This window comes from Streptomyces pseudovenezuelae, from assembly GCF_029892565.1.
Lineage (GTDB): Bacteria > Actinomycetota > Actinomycetes > Streptomycetales > Streptomycetaceae > Streptomyces > Streptomyces pseudovenezuelae_A.
The window spans coordinates 1009982-1030201 of record NZ_JARXVH010000001.1; the positions used below are offsets into that span (position 1 = coordinate 1009982).

Consider the following 20220-nt stretch of genomic DNA (forward strand, 5'->3'; position numbering starts at 1 on the left):
TGGCATCCCGGGGGAGCCAACGGGCCCTAGCCGTCCCGGTGTCGGACCCGGGCACTACGGTTCCCGGCATGACTTCTGAACTGCGGGACAGATTAGGTCCCTTCCGTGACGCGGCGATCTCCCGGGGCATCCCCGCCGAGGACGTGGAGCGGTGGCTGGACCTCGCTCGCCCCTGCGCGACCCTGTCGAAGGACGGGGACGGGCCGATGGTGGGCCGCTTCGGCGGACCCCTGCTGCTGCCCGCCGACGCCCCGGACCCCTACTTCCCCTTCGTCGCCTCCATCGACCTCGCGGCCCTGCCCGCCGACGCGACGGACCTCTCCCTGCCGGCCGACGGCCACCTGCTGCTGTTCGCCTTTCCCGAAGGCGAGGGCGACCTCGCCAACATGGGCGAAGTGGTGTACGTGGCCGCGGGTACGGCCGTGACGGAGCGGGACAAGAACGCCGGCCCCTGGTCCGAGGTCGACGAGTACCAGGAGCTGATCGAGAGGTTCCCGCAGGAGGAGCTGCGCGCGACGACCAACGTCTCCCTGCCCTACCACGGCGCGGTCGAGACCCCCGAAGTCCGCTACAGCCAACCCCTCCCCGGACACCCCCACTCCAAGGAACTGGCCCGTTTGTGGGACGACGTCCTCGACGACATCGTCGGCAAGGGGCCGCTCCAGATCGGCGGATACGCCTCGGAGGAGGCCGTCTATCTCGACCCGGTCGCCGCTGTCGTGCACGGCGCGGTCACGGCGGCGCAGGACGGCCGCTGGGGCGGCGGCGAGGCGGTCTCCGCCGATGTCGGGGACTGGGTCCTGCTCGCCGACTGGGACCCCGGCATCGACGGCATCGAAGGTGCCACGGTCCACTGGGCGATGCAACGCGAGGACCTGGCGGCCCACCGCTTCGACCGCACGTACACCACGGTGTTCTGGAACCCGTGACACCAGCAACTACGAGGTGTGCGACGGCAGTTCGGCCTCGACCAGGTCGGCCGCCCTTCGGGTGCCGCCCTCCTTGGACATGTCCGCCTGGATCTCCTTGAGACGGCCGGCGACCTCGGGGTCGTCGACCAGGGACAGGGCGGTCGCGCGCAGGGCTTCGGGCGTCGCTTCCTCCGTGGGCAGGTGGCGGGCCACGCCGAGGGACTGAAGCACATCCGCGTTGCCGAACTGGTCGACGGCCTGCGGTACGGCGATCATCGGGGTGGCGGTGGCCAGACCCTCCTGGCTGCCGCCCGCGCCGGCGTGCGTCACGAACAGGTCGGCCTGCTTGAGAATCGCCAACTGCGGGACCCAGGAGTGGACTTCGACGTTCGCCGGTACGTCCCCGAGGGCGGCCGGGTCCACGTGCTTGCCGATCTGGAGGACGAGGTGCCAGCCCGGCAGCCCGCCGAACGCCTCGACGCAGGCGCGGTAGAAGTCGGGCCGGTCGGTGAAGGTCGACCCGAGCGACACGAGCACCACCTTCTCGGCGCCGGCCGGCCGCTGCCAGTCACCCTGTGCCACGCGGTCGCCCTGGCAGGCGCCGACGAAGGAGTACACCGACTCGTCGACCCGGTCGGCGTTGGGCTGCAACGCCCTCGGTATCAGGACGAGCGAGCGAGTGGGATGGCCGGCGAACGCGTCCGGGTGCTGGGTGATCCCGTTCTCCTCCAGCCAGGCGTGGAAACGGGCGTAGTAGGCCTGGCCGCGCTCGGTGCTGCGCGGCTCGGCCCACATCGGCTCGGCGACCTCCTCCTCGTAGCCCTTCCAGGCGACGAGGTTGGGCGAGAGCGAGACCGTGGGCACGCCCCAGCGGTGGGCGAGGACGCGCGCCGGGTACGACGTGATGTCGTGCAGCACGAGGTCCGGTTCGTCCCCGTCGTAGGCCTCGATCAGCTGGGGCAGCGCCTGGATCGCGTCGGCCAGGAACGGCTCGACGTTGTCGAGAAGGGTGCTGCCCCAGGCCGCCGGATCGGCGTCGGGCCCCGGCAGCGTGGAGTTCCACGGCCTGGGCTCGGCACCGGTCTCGGCGACCTTCTCGACGAACGCCGGCGGGATGGCATAGGTGACCCGATGCCCACGGGCGACGAGCTCACGGATCACTTCGAGGCTCGGGTTCACGTGACCGTGGGCGGCGATGGAGAACATGGCGATGTGGGCGGGGGTGGTGGTGCGGGTGGAAGCGGTGGTGGTGTGGGCGGGAGCGGCGGGGCGGGGGCGACTGGTCATGCCAGTGACGGTAGGCGAGACGAGACGTCTCGTCCAACTAATTACGGACCCGCCGAGCCCGCCTCCCACCGCCAACGCCACGCCCGCCCTACCCCGCCAACACCTCATGCAGCCTCAACCACTGCCCCGGCGACACCTCCCCCACCAGCACCCGCGGATCCAACCCCGCCGCCCGGAACGCCGCATCCACCCGCCGCCGAGGACGCGCCCGCCGCAGCGAGGCGTGCAGTGAGCCGCCCACTCCCGAGAAACCCAGCTCGACCAGGTGCCGCCAGCTCTCGTACGCGGCTGGTTCGAGCAGCGGAGTCGGGCGCCGCTCGATCCGGACGATCCCCGCGTCGACGCTCGGCATCGGCCGGAACCGCGTTCGTGCGACGCGGCCGACCAGCCGCCACTCGTGGCGGGGCCAGCTGCGGACGGTGAGCAGGGTCCAACTGCCGTAGTCGCCGGTGCGTTTGCGGGCGTATTCGAGCTGGGTGAGCAGGGTCGCGTCGGTGAGCGCGGGTGCCCGCAGACACCAGTCGACGATGTCGGCGGTACGGGAGAAGGGCACGTTCCCGGCGACGGAGAACGGGGTTCGTGGGGGCCTGGTGTCCATGAAGTCCCCGACGACGACGTGTACTTGGGGTGTGACGGAAAAGCGGGTGCGGAGCTTGGGTACGAGACGGGGGTCGATCTCGTGGGCGTGCAGCTCCCGGCAGTGGGGCGCGAGCCGCGCGGTCAACGCGCCTTTCCCTGCTCCCACTTCGAGCAGGAGGGGCACCTGTCGTCCGCGCGGGACGGCGAGGCGGGCGACGTATTCGGCGGTGGCGCGGTCGGCGAGGAAGTTCTGCGAGAGCGCGCGGGACGTCTGTGTGGGGCGGGCCATGGCCTGCGGTCCTTGTCTTCCGTGAAGGGGGAAAGGGCAGCCGAAGGCCCTGACCGGAAGACAGGAGAGAAAGCAGGAGGGAGCGCGAGCCGCACCGCGAGGAAATCAGCGAAGGTCAGCTGAGATCAGTGGCGATCAGCGGGCGTGGCTTCCCGTACCGGTCAGGGCACCGGGGCCACGACGCATCCGGATGGAGTACGTGGTGCCCCGGCCGAGACCGGTGATGATGATCGCGTTGAACGCTGCCATGGACGGCACGCTAGGCGGACCCGGCTCCACGCGGCAACGGGTTTTCCGTGCCGTGGGTGTCAACGACGGCGGCGGGCCCACGCTCTGGCACCGGGCCTCAGCTCTGTCACCGGGCCTCAGCGTTGGTAGCGGGCGAGTACCAAGTTGCCGTCCTTCTCCAGCCGTTCGCGCAGTTCGTCGAGGTCGATCGCCCCGCTGTAGTACTCCTGGAAGGCGGGGGTCGCCACCTTGTCCTTCCATTCCGGATAGCCCCGCACGGACTGCGCGGGCGCCGGCCGCAGGTACCGCGCCAGGGCCGTGCCCGTGGCCCAGCCGTTCTCGGCGGTGTGCAGGGCCGGGTCCTTGAGGGCCTGGGTGCCGGTGGGCAGCATCCAGTCGCCGAGGGCGAGCCGCACCATGTTCTTGGGCCGCAGCAGGAAGTCGATGAACTCCGCGGCCTCCTTCTTGTGCGGGCTGTCCTCGGCGATGGACAGGGTCTGCGGGCTGACTCCCTGGGTGAGTCCGTCGGCGCCGGCCGGCGCGGGCAGCACCTGCCACTTGAAGCCCTTGGGTGCCTGCTGCATGATCTGCTGGCGGTAGGAGAAACCGAGCGGGACCATCGCGTACCTGCCGCCGAAGAACCCGGGCAGGGTGTCCGAGCCGCCGCTGCCGAGAGTCGAACTCGGCGCGCCGTCATCGGTGTTCACCTGGTCGTGCACCGTGCGCGGCACCGTCTCGTCGGCCGCCTCGAAACGGACCGTCACCTTGCCGTCCGCGCCCCGGTGGAAGAGCTGTCCGCCGGTCGACAGGGACAGGTTGAGCGTGGCGGAGACGGGCTCCTTGAGCGGCCAGGCGACGCCGTACTTCCCGTCCCCGCTCAGCCGACGGGTGACGTCTCCGAACTCCGCCCAGGTCCAGGGGTGTTCGGGCGTCGGGATGCGTACGCCCGCCTTCTTCAGCCAGGTCGCGTTGGCGATCAGCACGCGCGGCTCCTGGAGGAACGGCACGCCGTAGACGCCGTCCCCGAAGGTCGCCGTCTCCCAACTGCGCTGCGGGATATCGGACTTCAGTCGCTCGGGCAGCAGCTCGCTCAGATCGGCGAGGTAGCCGCCGTAGGCGAAGTCGGCCAGGTCGTCCGAGGCGTCGTGGATGATGTCGGGCGCCTCACCGCCCTCGAAGGAGGTGAGGAGCTGGTCGTGGACGCTGTCCCAACTGCCCTGGACGTACTCGACCTTGACGTCCGGATGGCTCTTGTTCCACTCCGCGACCAGCTCCTTGTTGGCTTCGACCGACTCCTCCTGCCAGGCCAGGGACTGGAAGCGCAGGGTGATGCGGCCGTCCTCGGTGCCGCCGCCGCTCGTGCAGCCGGCCAGCAGCAGGGCCAGGACGGTCAGGAGGGCCAGGGACGCAGGGAGGACACCAACTGCCTTGCCGCGCATCAGTTCTTCACCGCCCCGGTGAGCATGCCGCCGGTGATACGCCGTTGGATGACCGCGAAGACGACCAGTGAGGGCAGCGTCGCGAGGAAGGCCGCCGCCGCCAGCGGGCCGAGGTCCGCCACGCCCTCGGCGCCGATGAAGTGGGTGAGCACCACCGGCAGGGTCTGTTTGTCGGAGGTCTTCAGCAGGACCAGCGCGAAGAAGAACTCGTTCCACGCGGTGACGAAGGCGAACAGCGCGGTCGCCACGATTCCCGGCATGAGCAGCGGCGCCACCACCGACACCAGTGTCCGCAGCCGCCCGGCCCCGTCGACCGCCGCCGCCTCCTCCAACTCGGCCGGTACCGCCCGGACATACCCGGCCAGCATCCACAGGGAGAACGGCAGCGCCCACACGACGTAGACGAGGATCAGGCCGACCAGGGAGTCGATCAGGCGCAGGTTCTTCAGCACCAGGAACAGCGGGATGATCACCAGGACGAGCGGGAAGGCCTGGCTGACCACCACCCAGCCGGTCGCGGCCCGGGTGAGCGGACCGCGCTGCCGGGCCATGACGTAGGCCAGCGGGGTCGCGATCACCACGGCGACCAGCGCGGCACCGGCCGCGGCGAGCAGGGAGTTGAACGCCGCGTGCAGCAGAGGCTGTTCGTCGAAGGCCTGGCGGAAGTTGTCCAGGGTGGGGTGTTCGGGGATCCAGGTGGGGTGCAGGCTGCCCAGCTCGCGCGGTGACTTGAACGCGGTGGAGATGAGCCAGAGGAAGGGGAAGGCGAGGAAGACGAGGTACGCGAGCAGGGCCGTGTACTGGCCGACTCGGGTGCCGGTCCGGGTCCTCATGCGTCGTCACCTCCCCTGAGCCGGCCCACCAGGAAGAGGGCCAGGAGTACCGAGATCGCGGCGACCATCACGCAGCCCATGGCCGCCGCGTAGCCGAACTGCCCGTAGCGGAAGGCCTCTTCGTAGGCGAACAGCATGGGCAGCCGGGTCCGGCCGCCGGGGCCGCCGCTGGTCAGCACGTAGACCAGGGCGAAGGAGTTGAAGTTCCAGATCAGGTTGAGCGCGGTGATGGCGAGGGCGATCGGTCTGAGGGCGGGCCAGGTGACGGTGCGGAAGCGGCGCCAGGCGCCCGCGCCGTCGACCGCCGCCGCCTCGTGGAGTTCGCGCGGGGTGTTCTGCAGGCCGGCGAGCAGCGCGACCGTCGTCTGCGGCATGCCCGCCCAGACGCCGACGACGATCACCGCGGGCAGAGCGGTGCCCAGGCCGCTGAGCCAGTCGCGGCCGTCGCCGAGGCCGAGGTCGCGCAGGGTCTCGTTGAGGACGCCCGCGTCCGGGTTGTAGACGAGCCGCCACATGATGCCGACGACGACCTCGGGCATGGCCCACGGGACGATGGCCAGGGCGCGGGCCAGCCATCTCATGCGCAGGTCCTGGTTGAGCAGCAGGGCGAGGCCGAGCGCGAGCAGGAACTGCGGCACGGTCACCCCGACCGCCCACACCAGCCCGATCCGGAACGACTCCCAGAACAGCGTGTCGTGCAGCAGATCCTGGAAGTTGAGACCGCCGATCCACTGGGTGGACCGGGTGCGGCCCGACTGGGCGTCGGTGAAGGCCAGCAGGATTCCGTAGAGCAGGGGTCCGACGCTCAGCACGAGGATCGGCAGCAGCGCGGGCAGCACGAGGAACCATGCGGTGCGTTCGCCGGGGCGCGCAGTCGGTCTCCCGGCATTCGACACCAACGCCACGGAATCTTCCCCTTTGCTCGACTCTCCTTGGTTCGGCGTGGCCAAACCCGGTCATGGTCGTGAACGCGAACCGCCCCGTCAAGGGCGTGCGCACCAGGTCTCACCTGTACGGATGCAAGACTGAACGTCCGATGGCGAGAACTCGACGCCAACGCGAGGTCGAACACGGAGGCGGACGATGGACGAGGCACGGGCGCGGGACGTACTGGCCGCGGCGGAGATGCTGCCCGGCCCGGCGCGGGACGCGCAGCTCCTCGCCCTGGGCGAGAACGCGGTGTTCGCCGCCGGTGACCTGGTCGTCAAGGTGGGCCGCGACGCCGAACTCCTGGACCGCGCGCGCCGCGAGTTGGACATCGCCCTGTGGCTGGCTGAGTCGGGCGTACCCGCGGTGCGCGCGGCGCAGCCGAAGCCGCTGCTGGTCGAGGGGCATCCGGTGACCGTGTGGCACCGCATGCCCGATCCCGTACGCCCCGCCGAGCCCCGGGATTTGGCCGAACTGCTACGCCTCGTCCACGCCCTCCCCTCCCCCGCCCCCGGCACTCTCGAACTCCCGCCCCGCGAGCTGCTGGGCGGAGTGGAGCGCTGGCTGCGGCTCGCGGGCGACGCGATCGACCCCGCGGACGCGGCGTATCTGCGCGAGCGCCGCGACGGGTTCGCGTCGGCCTCGGCCGCGCTCACCCCGCAGTTGCCGCCCGGCCCGATCCACGGCGACGCGCTGCCCCGCAATGTGCACGTCGGCCCGGACGGCCCGGTCCTGGTCGACCTGGAGACCTTCTCTGCCGACCTGCGCGAGCACGACCTGGTGGTCATGGCCCTCTCCCGCGACCGCTACGGCCTGCCGGCCGAGGCCTACGACTCCTTCACCGAGGCGTACGGCTGGGACGTGCGCGAGTGGGACGGCTGCTCGGTGCTGCGCGGTGCCCGCGAGACGGCCAGCTGCGCCTGGGTCGCCCAGCACGCGCCGAGCAACCCCAAGGCACTGGCCGAGTTCGAACGCCGGGTGGCGTCCCTGCGGGACGGGGACGAGTCGGTGCGCTGGTATCCGTTCTGAGCCCTTCGCGCGAGGGGACTCCGCTACGAGGCCCCACTGCGAAGTCCCGCGCGGGATTCAGCTCAGACGGTCTCGTCGGCCGGTTCCCGCAGCGGCCAGACGCCGTCCACCACCGCCGTCTCGTCGCCCTTGCGGCGCAGGAAGCTCTGGAAGTCCGCCGCCCACTCGGCGTACCACTCGATCTGCCGGCGGTGCAGCTCCGCCGGGCCGAGGGCCGCGATCTTGGGGTGGCGGTCGGCTATGGCGCCGGCCAGCCGGGCGGCGGCCAGCGCGTCGGCCGAGGCGTCGTGGGCGGAGTCGAGCGGGACGCCGTACTCCGTGCAGACCGCCTCCAGGTTGCGCTTGCCGCGACGGTAGCGGTCGACCCAGCGGTCGATGGTGTACGGGTCGATGACCGGGGCCGGGTCGATGCCGCCCAGGCGGTCGCGCAGGGACGGCAGGGCGTACCTGCGCAGTTCGGCGGAGAGCAGGCTCAGGTCGAAGGCCGCGTTGTACGCGACGACCGGGACGCCCGTCTTCCAGTACCCCGCGAGGACGTCCGCGATGGCGTCCGCCACCTGGTCGGCGGGGCGGCCCTCGCCGGCCGCCCGTTCGTTGCTGATCCCGTGCACGGCGACCGCGTCCGCCGGGATCTCCACGCCCGGGTCCGCCAGCCACTCCCGGTGCCCGGCGGGTTCGCCCGCCCTGACCTCGATCACGGCGCCCGTGACGATGCGCGCCTGCCGTGGATCCGTCCCGGTCGTCTCCAGGTCGAAGCCGACCAGCAGCTCCTGGTGCCAGCCCATCGGCGGCCCCCCTTCTTGGTGGTGCTTTCCCCCAGTGGTCTCCACGATCCCATGGGCCACTGACAATCAGAGGACCGCGTTCCGCTTACCGGTGGAAGGCGTGCACGACACTTCAGGACACGGGCCGCGAATCCACCCAGGACGTCTCGAACTCCTCGCGGTAGGTCGGGAAGAGGCCGGTGTCGTCCACATCGCCCGACTTGACCACCCGGTTCCCGCTGCGCAGGACCAGCACCGGGCCCTCCATGCCTCTGGAGCGCCGCAGATAGGACTGGACGACCGCTATGCCGTCGGCGCCGTCGCCGTCCACGAGGTAGGCCGTGAAGCGCGGGGTCTCGTCGTAGACCTGGATCTCGAAGGCGCCCGGGTCGCGCAGTCGGGAGCGCACCCGGCGCATGTGCAGGATGTTCATCTCGACGGCGCGGCTCAACTCGCCGCGTTTCATGCCGAGTTCGCGCTCGCGCCGCTTGACCGCGCTGGAGGCCGGGTTGAGGAAGAGCAGCCGCACCCGGCAGCCCGCCTCGGCCAGGCGCACCAGACGGCGCCCGGAGAAGTTCTGCACGAGCAGGTTGAGGCCGATACCGACGGCGTCCAGGCGGCGGGCGCCGCCGAAGATGTCCTCGGCGGGGAACTGGCGCAACAGCCGTACCCGGTCGGTGTGTACGGCGACCACGTCCGCGTACCGGTCGCCGACCAGGTCCTCGACCGCGTCAACAGGCAAGCGGCGCGCGGACGGTACGTCGCCGCCGGCGCCGAGGATGTCCAGCAGCTTCGCCGAGGCCCGCTCGGCCTGGTTGAGGACGGCCTCGGACAGCGCCCGGTTGCGGGAGACGACGTTGCGGGTCACCTCCAGCTCGTCCAGGGCCAGTTCGACGTCCCGGCGGTCGTCTATGTACGGCTCGAAGCACGGCCAGTGCTGCACCATCAGCTCGCGCAGCTGGGGCAGGGTGAGGAAGCTGAGGACGTTGTCGTCGGCCGGGTCGAGCAAGTAGCCCTTGCGGCGGCTGACTTCGCGCACGGCGACCGCGCGCTGGACCCACTCCTGGCCGGCTGGTCCGGCGGCGGCGACCACCCAGTCGTCGCCGTGGACGGGTTCGTAGATGGGACGCAGAACAGCGGCCACGACAGCTCGCAGCCGCTGTTCGACGAGGTTCAGCCAGATGTAGGCCCGGCCGGCTCGCTGGGCGCGCGTACGCACCTCGCGCCAGGCGTCGGCGTCCCAGTCCAGCTCCGGCCCGATGGAACTCGTCTCCATGGGCCTGGCCAGGGACACCGTGCCGGGCGGGACGTCTGTGGAGTTCCCCTCGTGACCCTCGTCACCAGGGGGCAGCTCCAGCCCTCCCGAGCCCACCCGCGCACCGCCTTCCGCTCCCCCGAGCACTCTCCGTGTCAACGATCAAGGAAGGGTACTCCGGGAGCGGTCGGCGGTGCAGCCGGATGGACAGGGTCGTTTCTCAACTCCTCGGTTGCCAGTGGCCGTTCTGTGACGCGAGGGCGTCGGGAGTGAGCGGATTCATGGCGGTGACGTCCCGCGGGGCGATCGAGAAGCCCTGCCAGTGGACCGGCATGGGCTGCTGGTCCTCGTCCCGGGCGATGTGGTGGAAGCCCACGTTCATCCAGACGATCGGGTGCGTGAGCGTCTGCCCGTTGACCCACTTGTCCACCGTCTTGCCCGCTCCGGCAGGGCAGTTGCCGGGGTTGTTGCTGGCGTACTGCTCGCACTTGTTGTACTGGGTGAAGTACACGTCGTGCTTGGTGAAACTGCGCCCCGGGTACCTGGTGGTCGTACCGGGGACTATCTCGTACGAGCGCGCGTGGTTGTCCTTGTTCTTGCCGGTCGCGCTGACCATGCGCCACCAGCGGTAGGTCTTGGCGTCGCCCGCCAGTTCCTTGGTGACGCTGGTGCGGGTGGTCTTGTTGGTCGGGGCCTGCTGGCCGGCCGCGGGCGCGGTGACGGCCGAGTCGTACTGCTCGACCTTGCCCTTGGAGGAGCCGTCCAGGCCGAAGTCGAGCCGCCAGAAGACGTTGTGGCTGTGGCTGGTGGCGTAGGCCTTGGCGCCCTTGCCGATGGGCCAGCCGCGGCCGTCGCCGGCGTCGTAGTCCTCGTAGGAGAGGCTGCCGGTGGCGCCGACGTTCATGTTGATGGTGCCGTCGTCCTGGAAGCGCCACTCGGTCATGTACTCGTACCAGCCGACCTGGTTGACCGTGTAGACGAGCAGGTCCTTGCCCTGGGCCTGGTAGACCTGGTTGGCGCTGTTGCCCTGCATGCGGTAGGCGTGGCCGCGCGAACGCGTGGTGGTGCACAGGCCCTTGACGTTCGGGTGCTCCGGGTCCCAGGCGTCGGGAACCTTGACGGTCTTGATGGTGCCGCCGGGGCACTCGCCGGACGCCAGGTTCACCAGTCCCTGGGCGAAGCCGAAGCCGGTCAGGTCGTCGTACTCGACGCTGCCGTCGTCGTAGGGGACGTCGATCTGGGCGAGCCGGGCGCTGTTGAGGACCTTGATCGGCTTGGTCTCGCCCTTGGGCTGGTAGGAGATGTTGTTCAGGACCAGCCCGGCCTTGCTGTCGTAGCGATAGCACATCCGCCAGGTGGTGCCGGTGGAGAGCTTCTGCTCGATCGTGTAGGCGGCGCTGCAGTCGGCGGCCGCCGCGGCGGCCTTCGGCTGGGCCACGGCCGGTCCGGCACCGGTGGTCGCACCGGCCGCCAGCGCGGCCACCGAGAGGCCGACGGCCGTGCGGGTGCGGGCGCGACTGAGTCTGTTCACGCGCATGACGAAGTAACTCCCCTTGCAGGAGGTGTCAGTTGGACAAGTGGTCGGTGTTCGGCGGGCGGTGGGAGACTCAGCCGCGGTCGAGCCGGGCGACCTTTCGGGCGCTCAGGTCGATCACGAGCTCACGGGCGTCGATCCAGGGCCCGTTCTTCACCTTCGGGAACAACCGCACGCACCGGTGTTCGCCGCACTGGTCGAGTGCGGCGGGCTGGGCGCCGGGAGTGGCCCGGTACACCGCGCCGTTGAACAACAGCTGGTCCGGGGAGGTGAGTTCGTTGCCGGTGGCGTCCTTGTAGTCGGCCTTCAGGCCCGCGCCGAGCGGATCGGCGATCAGCAGCCTGCCCGCCTCGACGTTCTCGGCACGGCTCAGCGGAGGCTGAACACCGTGCTGGGTGCCGGTCTGTTCGACCTTGCCCGTGTCGAGGTTGACGGTCTTGGTGACGAGGCTGTCGTCCTTGTAGTCGTAGAACGTGACATCGGCACGCCTTGGCGCGTCCGCGTCCGTCTCGTTGTTCTCGGGATCGGCGAGATCCACGGTGAGACGCTGCGGACCGCGCTGACCGGCCACGTTCTCGGTGGAGTTGAGCAGCTGCCGGTTGGCGGCGAGCTGCTCGGCCCGCTTGGTCTCGTCGTCGGTGAGCGGGTCACCGCCCGTGCCCTTGTCGCCCTCGGCCGGCGCCTGTTGGACGACGCCCGGCTGAACGGCCCCGTCCTGCCCGGCCTGTTGCGCGGCCTGGGTACCGCCGCTCTTGCCGTCTCCCGATTCGTCGGCCCCCGCCGTTCCCGGCAGGGTGATCCCGATCATCACGGCGGTCCCGGCGACCGCGATGGCCGCACCGGCCACCACCTTGCCCAGATGGCGGTGCACTAGATTGCGCACATCTTCCCCCTACTCCCCCTTGGTCACAGGGAGTACGTGTCTGCCCCACATGGTTGGCATACCGCGTATGCCCACTGGTCGCTCGGTAAGAGGGACGTAAGTCATAGGTGGTTCCATCACTTTCGGGGAGACTCATGACCAAGGCGCCCCCCGCGGCGCGCTCCACCTGAAAGAGTCGTGACCATGCAGGTCTGGCCTGGCGAGGCATATCCGCTCGGTGCCACGTACGACGGCGCCGGCACCAATTTCGCGGTCTTCACGGAGGCCGCGGACCGAGTAGAGCTGTGTCTGCTGCACGACGACGGCTCGGAGACGGCGGTGGAACTGCGCGAGAGCGACGCTTTCGTGCGCCACGCGTACGTGCCCGGCATCATGCCCGGACAGCGCTACGGCTTCCGGGCGCACGGCCCGTACGCTCCCGAGCGCGGCCTGCGCTGCAACTCGGCGAAGCTGCTGCTCGACCCGTACGCGAAGGCGATCAGCGGCTCGATCGGCTGGGGCGAGGAGGTGTACGGCTACCACTTCGGCGCCCCCGAGGAGCGCAACGACCTGGATTCGGCGCCGCACACGATGACGTCGGTCGTGGTCAACCCCTACTTCGACTGGGGCGACGACCGGCGCCCGCGGCGCGGCTACCACGAGACCGTGCTCTACGAGGCCCATGTGAAGGGCCTGACCATGCGCCACCCGGGGCTGCCCGAGGAGCTGCGCGGCACCTACGCGGCGCTCGCGCACCCGGCGATCATCGAGCACCTCACCGAGCTCGGCGTCACGGCCCTGGAGCTGATGCCGGTCCACCAGTTCGTCAACGACCACCGCCTGGTGGACATGGGGCTCAACAACTACTGGGGCTACAACACGATCGGCTTCTTCGCCCCGCACAACGCGTACGCCTCCTGGGGCGACCGCGGCCAGCAGGTGCTGGAGTTCAAGTCGGCGGTGCGGGCGCTGCACGAGGCCGGCATCGAGGTCATCCTGGACGTGGTCTACAACCACACGGCGGAGGGCAACCATCTGGGCCCGACGCTGTCCTTCCGGGGCCTGGACAACCCGTCGTACTACCGGCTGACGGACGATCCCCGCTACTACATGGACACCACGGGCACCGGGAACTCCCTGCTCATGCGGTCCCCGCACGTGCTCCAGCTGATCATGGACTCGCTGCGGTACTGGGTCACCGAGATGCACGTGGACGGTTTCCGTTTCGACCTCGCGGCCACGCTTGCCCGGCAGTTCCACGAGGTGGACCGGCTGTCGTCGTTCTTCGACCTGGTGCAGCAGGACCCGGTGGTCTCCCAGGTGAAGCTGATCGCCGAGCCGTGGGACGTGGGCGAGGGCGGCTACCAGGTGGGCAACTTCCCGCCGCTGTGGACCGAGTGGAACGGCATGTACCGCGACACGGTGCGGGACATGTGGCGCGGTGAGCAGCGCACGCTCGCGGAGTTCGCGTCCCGGCTGACCGGGTCCTCGGACCTCTACCAGGACGACGGCCGGCGCCCGCTGGCCTCCATCAACTTCGTGACCTGTCACGACGGTTTCACCCTGAACGACCTGGTCTCCTACAACGACAAGCACAACCAGGCCAACGGCGAGGAGAACCGGGACGGCGAGAGCCACAACCGGTCCTGGAACTGCGGGGTCGAGGGCGAGAGCGACGATCCCGAGGTGCGGGGGCTGCGGGCGCGCCAGATGCGCAACTTCGTCGCCACGCTGATGCTGTCCCAGGGCGTGCCGATGATCAGTCACGGCGACGAGTTCGCGCGCACGCAGCGCGGCAACAACAACGCGTACTGCCAGGACAACGAGGTCGCCTGGCTGGACTGGCCCACCGAGGACAGCGAACTGCTGGCCTTCACGCGCGCGATGGTGTGGCTGCGCAAGGACCATCCGGTCTTCCGCAGGCGGCGCTTCTTCCACGGCCGGCCCGTGGAGGGCACCCACGACGAGCTGTCGGACATCGCCTGGTTCACGCCCGAGGGCGAGGAGATGATCCAACGGGACTGGGACTCGGCCCGGGCCTCGGCGCTGACGGTGTTCCTGAACGGTAACGCGATCTCCGAACCCAGCTCGCGCGGTGAGCGGATCGGCGACGACTCGTTCCTGATGATGTTCAACGCCTCACCGAAGACGCTGGAGTTCGTGGTCCCGGTCAATCACGGCCGGCAGTGGCAGGTGGTGGTCGACACCGCCCGCTCGGACGGGGTGCCGCCAGCCGACGGGCCGAAGGTCCAGGCCGGGGACCGGCTGACGCTGGTGGACCGGAGCATGACGGTGCTGCAACGGCCGGTCTAGGCCACGCGGGCACACGCATGGCGGCTGCGATGACACGAAAGGCGGCGGGGCGGGTACGTAGGCTGCATGACACCTGAGCGACCCGACCCCGTGGTGCCCACGGCCACCTACCGACTACAGCTGCAGCCCGAGTTCCCGTTCGCGGCCGCCGCGGCGGCCGTGCCGTACCTGGCCTCGCTCGGCGTCTCGCACCTGCATCTGTCGCCCGTGCTTGAGTCCGTGCCGGGCTCGGCGCACGGCTACGACGTCGTGGACCACGCGCGCGTACGCGAGGAACTGGGCGGCGAGGAGGGGTTGCGCGCGCTGGCCCGCACCGCGCGGGAGCACGGTGTCGGCCTGGTGGTGGACATCGTGCCCAACCACATGGCGGCCGTCCCCCGCCACAACCACGCCCTGTGGGAGGTGCTGCGGGAGGGGCCCAAGTCGCCGTACGCGCGCTGGTTCGACATCGACTGGGAGGCGCAGGGCGGCCAGATGCTGCTGCCGGTGCTCGGGCAGCCGCTCGGGGCGGTCCTCGGGGACCTGCGGGTCGACGGGGACGTACTGCGCTACTACGACCAGGCGTTCCCGCTCCGCGAGGGGACCGAGGAGCTGCCGCTGCCGCAGCTGCTGGACGCGCAGTGGTACCGGCCGGTGTGGTGGCGGCTGGCCCGTACCGAGCTCAACTACCGGCGTTTCTTCAGCATCTCGGAGCTCATCGGGGTGCGGGTCGAGGACCCGGAGGTGTTCGAGGCCACGCACGCCAAGACCCTCCAGCTGCTGCGCGAGGGCGTGATCGACGGGCTGCGCGTCGACCATCCCGACGGGCTCGCCGACCCGGACGCGTATCTGAGCCGGCTGCACGAGGCGACGGACGGGCGCTGGACGGTGGTGGAGAAGATCCTGGCGGACGGGGAAACCCTGCCGGCCTCCTGGCCGGTCGCGGGCACCACCGGCTACGACGCCCTGCGGCACGTCGACGGCATCTTCACGGACCCGGCCGGGTTCGGTGAACTCCTCGGCCAGTACCGCCGGTTCGCGGCCCCGCAGGCGGACCGGGGCGGCGACTGGGCGGCGACGGTGCGGCGGGCCGGGTACCGGGTGCTCACGCACGAGCTGGCCGCCGAGGTCGACCGGCTGACCCGGGTGACCGCCCGGCTGTGCGCGACCTCGCCGGATCCCGCGCTGCGCGACCGGGCCCCCTGGGCGCTGCGCACGGCGTTGCAGGAGCTGCTGGTCCGCATGGAGGTCTACCGGCCCTACACCTCCGGTGACGCGGCGGCCGTCGTCACCGAGGAGGCCGCCGCCGAGGCCAAGCTCGCCTTCGTCGTGCCGGAGGAGGCGGGCGCGGTCGACGTGGTGCGCGACCTGGTGCTGGGACGGGCCGGGGAGGAGCCCGCGCTCACCGAGTTCCAGGTCCGGTTCGCGCAGACCTCGTCCGCGCTGCGCGCCAAGTCCGTTGAGGACACGGCGTTCTACCGCTACGTGCCGCTGCTGTCGGCGACCGAGGTGGGCGGCGACCCGGGCAGTCCCGCGGTGTCCGTGGCGGACTTCCACGCGTACTGCGCGCGTGTGCAGCGCGACTGGCCGCTGACCGGGACCGCCCTGTCGACGCACGACGCCAAGCGCAGCGCCGATGTGCGGGCCGCGCTGGCCGTGCTCACCGAGAGCCCGCAGCGCTGGGCGGACCTGCTGGCCGAGGTGACGCTCGCGGGCGAGGGCGTGCCGGATCCGCAGCTCGCGTGGGTGGCCTGGCAGACGGTGTTCGGGCTCGGCGAGACGGACGTGGAACGCGTCGGGCAGGCCCTGCTCAAGCACGTGCGCGAGGCGGGGCTGTACACGAGCTGGACCGAGCAGGAGCCCGCGTACGAGGACGCGGTGGCGGCGTTCGTCGCGGCGGGGCCGTGCGGGCAGCCCGGCGAGCAGGTCACCGCCCTGCGCCACGAGCTGGCGCCGCACATCCGGGCGAACGTGCTGGGCACGGCCCTGGTCCACCTGACGATGCCGGGGGTGCCGGACCTCTACCAGGGGACGGAGAGCGAGTACCGGGCCCTGGTGGACCCGGACAACCGGCGCCCGGTGCCGTTCCCGGCGGCCGATCCCGGAGAGAAGGACGCGGTGACCGAGGCGGCGCTGCGACTGCGCGCCCGCAGGCCGGGCGTCTTCGGCGACACGGCGACCTGCACGGCGCTGGAGGCCGAGGGCCCGGCTGCGGCCCACTGCGTGGCGTTCACGCGCTCCGGAGAGACCGTCACGGCCGTGACCCGCCTGTCGCTGCGCCTCGCGGAGGCGGGCGGCTGGCGCGACACCCACCTCACGCTGCCGCCGGGCCGCTGGGCCGACGTACTGGCTCCGGAACGGGAGTTCACCGGGCACGCACGCGTGGAGGAGCTTTTCGAGCGCCTGCCGGTGGTGTTGCTGGAGCGGGTCGAGGACGCCTGAGGGGCCCCGGGGGTCCGGCGCCCGGCGTGCGGAACCTCCTGGCGCGCCGGTACATCGGGCCGGCCACCGGCTCATGTCGGCGCACGCTCCCGGGGCCGGAGCCGGACGGCCGGCGCGCGGTGCCGAGCGCCGACGCCCGGTGCGCGCCCGGGCTCCCCACGGCCGTACCGGTACCGGGCGGCGGCAGAATCGGGCCGACCCACCCGCCGTTCACGAAGAAGCGGCCGGCGACCGGGCGTTCGGCATGCACCCGGTGGGCCCCGACGCCCGCACGCCGGTGCCCACGCCCCCGGGCTCGCGAGCACCACGCCCCCGCTGGCAGCAACGGCCCTTCCCGCTGGCGGTAAATGCCTCTGGGCGCCCCCTGGAGCCTCCCCCGTTCCGTCCTTGACAGCCCCCGAGCGGCCGTGGGGTACTGCGAACTGCGAAGCCGGGCGGACGTGACGGGGGTGAGTCTCCTGCCGCAGCTGCGCTACCCCACCGTGGCCCAACTCGTGGCATTCGCACGGGCATTGGCCTTACGTCGGCCGGCCCTCTGCGCGCTGCGACAAGTGGGCGTCTCCCGCGCGGGCAGGCCCATCCACCTGCTGTCCGTGGGCCATGCCCGACGCGCCGTGCTCGTCGTCGCCGGGGCCCACGCCAACGAGCCGACCGGCGGCGCCACGCTCCTCGCGCTCGCCGAACGCGTGCTGGGGGAACGGGAGTTACGCTCCGACACGTCCTGGCACTTCCTGCTCTGCGCCGACCCCGACGGAGCGAGCCTGCACGTCACGCCCGCACCGCGCAGCCTGTACGAGTACCACCTCGGTTTCTTCCGGCCGGCCGCCGAGGAACAGCCGGAGTGGGCGCCGTCGGTGCTGCCGCCGGACCGACTGCCGCCGGAGACCCAGGCGTTGACCGGGGTCATCGACGAGCTGCGCCCCTACCTCCAGGTGACCCTGCACGGGACCGATCTGGGCGGCAGCTGGGTCCAGTTGACCAAGGACCTGCCGGGGCTCGCCGAGCCGTTCGCCAAGTCCGCGGCGGAGCTGCACATCCCGGTGGAGACGGGCGCCTCGGACGCGGCCGGCTGGTCGGCGTCCGGTCCCGGCGTGCATGTGATGCCCTCGCCCGGCGCGGGCGCCGCGTACCCGAGCATGCCGGACGACGCACGGCACAGCACCTGGTACCACGCCCACCGCTACGGCGGCCTGACCGCGGTGGTCGAGGTGCCGATGTGGGCGAGCGACCTGGTGGACGACGCGGCGCAGCATCCCGCGCCCGCCGCGGCGATCCGCCGGCTGGCGCGCCGACTGCTGCGGGACGGCACGGAGGTCGACCGCGTGCTCGCCGAGGCGCTGCCGCGGCTGGAGGGTGTCGACGGGCCGCTGCTGCGGGCCGCCAGGTGGGCGCTGGAGCTGGTGCCGGGTCTGGCCGCGGACTGGATGCACACGCCGCCCGCCGACAACACGATGGCGTACGTCGGCAGTGTGGACGCCTTCGCCCGGCGGCTGCCGCTGCGGGCCGCCGCCATGCTGCTGCGGGTCCTGCGGGAGACCGACGACCTCGCGGCACCACGCCTGGACCGTCTCGTGGCGGTTTGGAGCGACGCCTTCGCGGAACGCTTCCGCGCCCGCTGGGTCCCGCTGGAGCACCAGGTCGAGCACCAGTCCCGCACGGTCGTGGCGGCGGCGCTGTACGCGCGCGAACGGGCGGCGTGAGTCACGCACGCGTACAGCTCATCGCCGTACCGTCGCTCCCTGCCGTCAGCTGTCCAGTGCGAACACCGATCCCGTCCGTGCCGCCATCACACACCCGTTGGAGAAGGTCTCGGTGTACTCGACGGGGCGCCCGTGCCACTCCCCGCGCGCGTGCGTGGTGACCGGCGCGTAGATCATCGAGCAGAAGACGTCCTTGGCCGGGATCGCGGTGATGTCGCCGTCCACCGCCGCGAGTTCCGCGCAGGCCTCGGCCGCGTGCCGGTGGCCCTGGGGCGGGTCGCACAGCAGCAGCGTGCCGCGGGTGTCGCTGGAGCGGGCGTCGCCCTTGGTGACGGTGAGGTAGAGGTGGTTGCCGGGGAAGGAGTCCGCGGGCGCCGCCACCGCGGGGGCCGCGCTGGCGAGGAGCAGGAGGGCGGCCGACAACAGCCCGCCCCGGGTCGCGGTCGAAGCAGATGCAGTCATTCCAGAGGCATCGGCACGGCGGCCTCGGATCCCCACCCCGGCTCACCCGAACGGGAGCGCCCGGGCGCGTACCGCCCGGCGAGTTCGAACGCGGCGAGCACGACCCGCGCCTGGTACTCGACCTGGCGCGCGACCGGGATCCACCGCGCCCCGCAGCCGTCCCGGTAGTCGGCGCACCACTCGTCGATCAGGCGGTCGAGGTCCTGCCGTACACGGGCCAGGTCGCGGCCCGCGCGCGTGACGAGCTGGTGCAGCAGTCCGGCGGTGCGCAGCGCCAGGCGCCGTCCCGCGATGCGCAGGGCGGCCAGGTGGGCGGTGCTGAGCGGTGGCAGCGGGCGCGCGCCGGCGGCGATGTCGGGGTCCCAGGTGTCGGCGAGGCCGGGGCAGACCAGTAAATAGTCGTCCACCGGGGCGAGCAGGCGCGCCGCGTCCGGCACGCCCACGAGGTGCGGGCGGATGCGTGCGAGGAGGTCCGCCAGGCGCCGGGCGTCGTGGCGCAGGGTGTGGCTGACCGTGCGCAGGACGGCGGCCCCGTCGGCGGGCGGCGAACCGTCGGCCACGGAGTCGACGGCCCACATGGGCGCCTCGACGACCGCCGTCACGGTCCCGTGCCGGTAGGGGTGGAACCAGGTCGACTCGACGGCGGCCTCGGTGATGGCCGCGGCCAGGTCGCCGCGCTGCGGCGGCGGGATGCGGTAGACGGCGGGCCCCAGGTTCGGCCAGTACAGGGTGTCGTACGGGCCCAGTTCGCGCGGTACGCCGAGGCGCGCGGCGGTGTGCGCGACGCGGCGGGCGAGGCCGGGCAGGTCGTGGGTGAGCTCGACGAAGCCGCCGCCGACGTCGACGCCGTGCAGGGAGCACTGCAGAAAGGGCCGCAGTTCGTCCTGGAGGTCGAGGAGGGTGCGGGTCTCCGGCAGTGCGGCGCCCGCCGCGCCGTCGGGCAGCCATTCGGGCTGTTCCATGAAGCCGGGCCGGAAGAAGTTCCGGAAGTACCGGCCGAGTGTGTACGGGCCAGGCAGCCAGCCCTCGTTGCGGCGCAGTCCGTCGGGGTCGAGGCAGAGCAGCAGGTTCCAGGTGGCGTCGGCGCCCTCGGTGAGCCGGGGGTCGGCGAGGGCGCGTTCGGCCAGGCGCAGGACGGTGGCGCCGCCGACCGGTTCGTTGGCATGGGGTCCGGCGACGACGAGGGCCTGTCTGACGCCGTGTCCGACGGAAAGCAGCCACAGGGGGGTGCCCGCGCGTGAGGTGCCTACCCTGCGCAGCCGGGCGTCCTCGGGGCGCCGGGCGACGAGATCCGCCGCCCGCGCGCCGAGTTCGTCGACGGTCGGGTAGCGGAGGAGGGGTACCAGGGCACACCTCCACATAGTGGTGCCGTCGATTCACCGGATGT

At 71.5% G+C, this 20220-nt stretch carries 16 protein-coding genes; 5 read left to right on the top strand and 11 right to left on the bottom strand.

Going from position 1 to position 20220, the window contains the following annotated elements; translation table 11 throughout:
• Positions 1 to 68 precede the first annotated feature (68 nt).
• Positions 69 to 929 (top strand): DUF1963 domain-containing protein, encoded by an 861-nt coding sequence (locus M2283_RS04435; protein ID WP_280874616.1) that lies wholly within the window; start codon positions 69 to 71, stop codon positions 927 to 929.
• Between the two features lie 9 nt (positions 930 to 938).
• Here M2283_RS04435 and mgt read toward each other — a convergent pair whose 3' ends face one another.
• From mgt to M2283_RS04460, 5 genes are all read right to left on the bottom strand, one after another.
• Positions 939 to 2198 carry a macrolide-inactivating glycosyltransferase gene (mgt, locus tag M2283_RS04440; protein WP_280874617.1) on the bottom strand — a complete coding sequence of 420 codons (1260 nt, stop codon included), beginning with the start codon at positions 2196 to 2198 and terminating at the stop codon, positions 939 to 941.
• A gap of 88 nt (positions 2199 to 2286) precedes the next feature.
• A complete protein-coding gene (gene erm, locus M2283_RS04445; protein ID WP_280874618.1) occupies positions 2287 to 3066 on the bottom strand; it encodes an ErmE/ErmH/ErmO/ErmR family 23S rRNA (adenine(2058)-N(6))-methyltransferase in 780 nt (259 codons plus the stop codon).
• Positions 3067 to 3431: 365 nt separating this feature from the next.
• On the bottom strand, positions 3432 to 4733 hold the full coding sequence (locus M2283_RS04450; RefSeq protein WP_280874619.1) for an ABC transporter substrate-binding protein: 1302 nt from the start codon (positions 4731 to 4733) through the stop codon (positions 3432 to 3434).
• Complete coding sequence (locus tag M2283_RS04455) at positions 4733 to 5566, bottom strand: carbohydrate ABC transporter permease (RefSeq protein ID WP_280874620.1); 834 nt, start codon at positions 5564 to 5566, stop codon at positions 4733 to 4735. Before M2283_RS04455 ends, M2283_RS04450 begins: the two co-directional genes overlap by 1 nt.
• Entirely contained in the window at positions 5563 to 6471 is a 909-nt protein-coding gene (locus M2283_RS04460) for a carbohydrate ABC transporter permease (protein WP_280874621.1), read from the bottom strand. The genes M2283_RS04455 and M2283_RS04460 overlap by 4 nt, the downstream gene beginning before the upstream one ends.
• Before the next feature lie 178 nt (positions 6472 to 6649).
• On the opposite strand from M2283_RS04460, the gene M2283_RS04465 reads away from it, so the two are divergent.
• A complete protein-coding gene (locus M2283_RS04465; protein WP_280874622.1) occupies positions 6650 to 7522 on the top strand; it encodes a phosphotransferase enzyme family protein in 873 nt (290 codons plus the stop codon).
• 62 nt (positions 7523 to 7584) lie between these two features.
• Here M2283_RS04465 and M2283_RS04470 read toward each other — a convergent pair whose 3' ends face one another.
• From M2283_RS04470 to M2283_RS04485, 4 genes are all read right to left on the bottom strand, one after another.
• Positions 7585 to 8307 (bottom strand): 3'-5' exonuclease, encoded by a 723-nt coding sequence (locus tag M2283_RS04470; protein ID WP_123996920.1) that lies wholly within the window; start codon positions 8305 to 8307, stop codon positions 7585 to 7587.
• A gap of 112 nt (positions 8308 to 8419) precedes the next feature.
• Complete coding sequence (locus M2283_RS04475; protein WP_432423026.1) at positions 8420 to 9658, bottom strand: SAV2148 family HEPN domain-containing protein; 1239 nt, start codon at positions 9656 to 9658, stop codon at positions 8420 to 8422.
• Positions 9659 to 9761: 103 nt separating this feature from the next.
• A complete protein-coding gene (locus M2283_RS04480; RefSeq protein ID WP_280874623.1) occupies positions 9762 to 11078 on the bottom strand; it encodes a copper amine oxidase in 1317 nt (438 codons plus the stop codon).
• Between the two features lie 70 nt (positions 11079 to 11148).
• Positions 11149 to 11958: a Tat pathway signal sequence domain protein gene (locus M2283_RS04485; RefSeq protein ID WP_280874624.1), complete on the bottom strand. Its 810-nt coding sequence runs from the start codon at positions 11956 to 11958 to the stop codon at positions 11149 to 11151.
• A gap of 183 nt (positions 11959 to 12141) precedes the next feature.
• Between M2283_RS04485 and glgX the strand changes: the two genes are divergently transcribed.
• The 3 genes from glgX (at position 12142) to M2283_RS04500 (ending at position 18371) form a co-directional block, all read left to right on the top strand.
• Positions 12142 to 14250: a glycogen debranching protein GlgX gene (gene glgX, locus M2283_RS04490; protein WP_280874625.1), complete on the top strand. Its 2109-nt coding sequence runs from the start codon at positions 12142 to 12144 to the stop codon at positions 14248 to 14250.
• A 66-nt stretch (positions 14251 to 14316) separates the two neighbouring features.
• A complete protein-coding gene (gene treY / locus M2283_RS04495; protein ID WP_280874626.1) occupies positions 14317 to 16671 on the top strand; it encodes a malto-oligosyltrehalose synthase in 2355 nt (784 codons plus the stop codon).
• A 449-nt stretch (positions 16672 to 17120) separates the two neighbouring features.
• Complete coding sequence (locus M2283_RS04500; RefSeq protein ID WP_280874627.1) at positions 17121 to 18371, top strand: M14 family zinc carboxypeptidase; 1251 nt, start codon at positions 17121 to 17123, stop codon at positions 18369 to 18371.
• A 45-nt stretch (positions 18372 to 18416) separates the two neighbouring features.
• Here the strand turns inward: M2283_RS04500 and M2283_RS04505 are convergent, their stop codons facing one another.
• Both M2283_RS04505 and M2283_RS04510 read right to left on the bottom strand, forming a co-directional pair.
• On the bottom strand, positions 18417 to 18833 hold the full coding sequence (locus tag M2283_RS04505; protein ID WP_280874628.1) for an SSI family serine proteinase inhibitor: 417 nt from the start codon (positions 18831 to 18833) through the stop codon (positions 18417 to 18419).
• Complete coding sequence (locus M2283_RS04510) at positions 18830 to 20194, bottom strand: M14 family zinc carboxypeptidase (RefSeq protein WP_280874629.1); 1365 nt, start codon at positions 20192 to 20194, stop codon at positions 18830 to 18832. Before M2283_RS04510 ends, M2283_RS04505 begins: the two co-directional genes overlap by 4 nt.
• Positions 20195 to 20220: the final 26 nt, after the last annotated feature.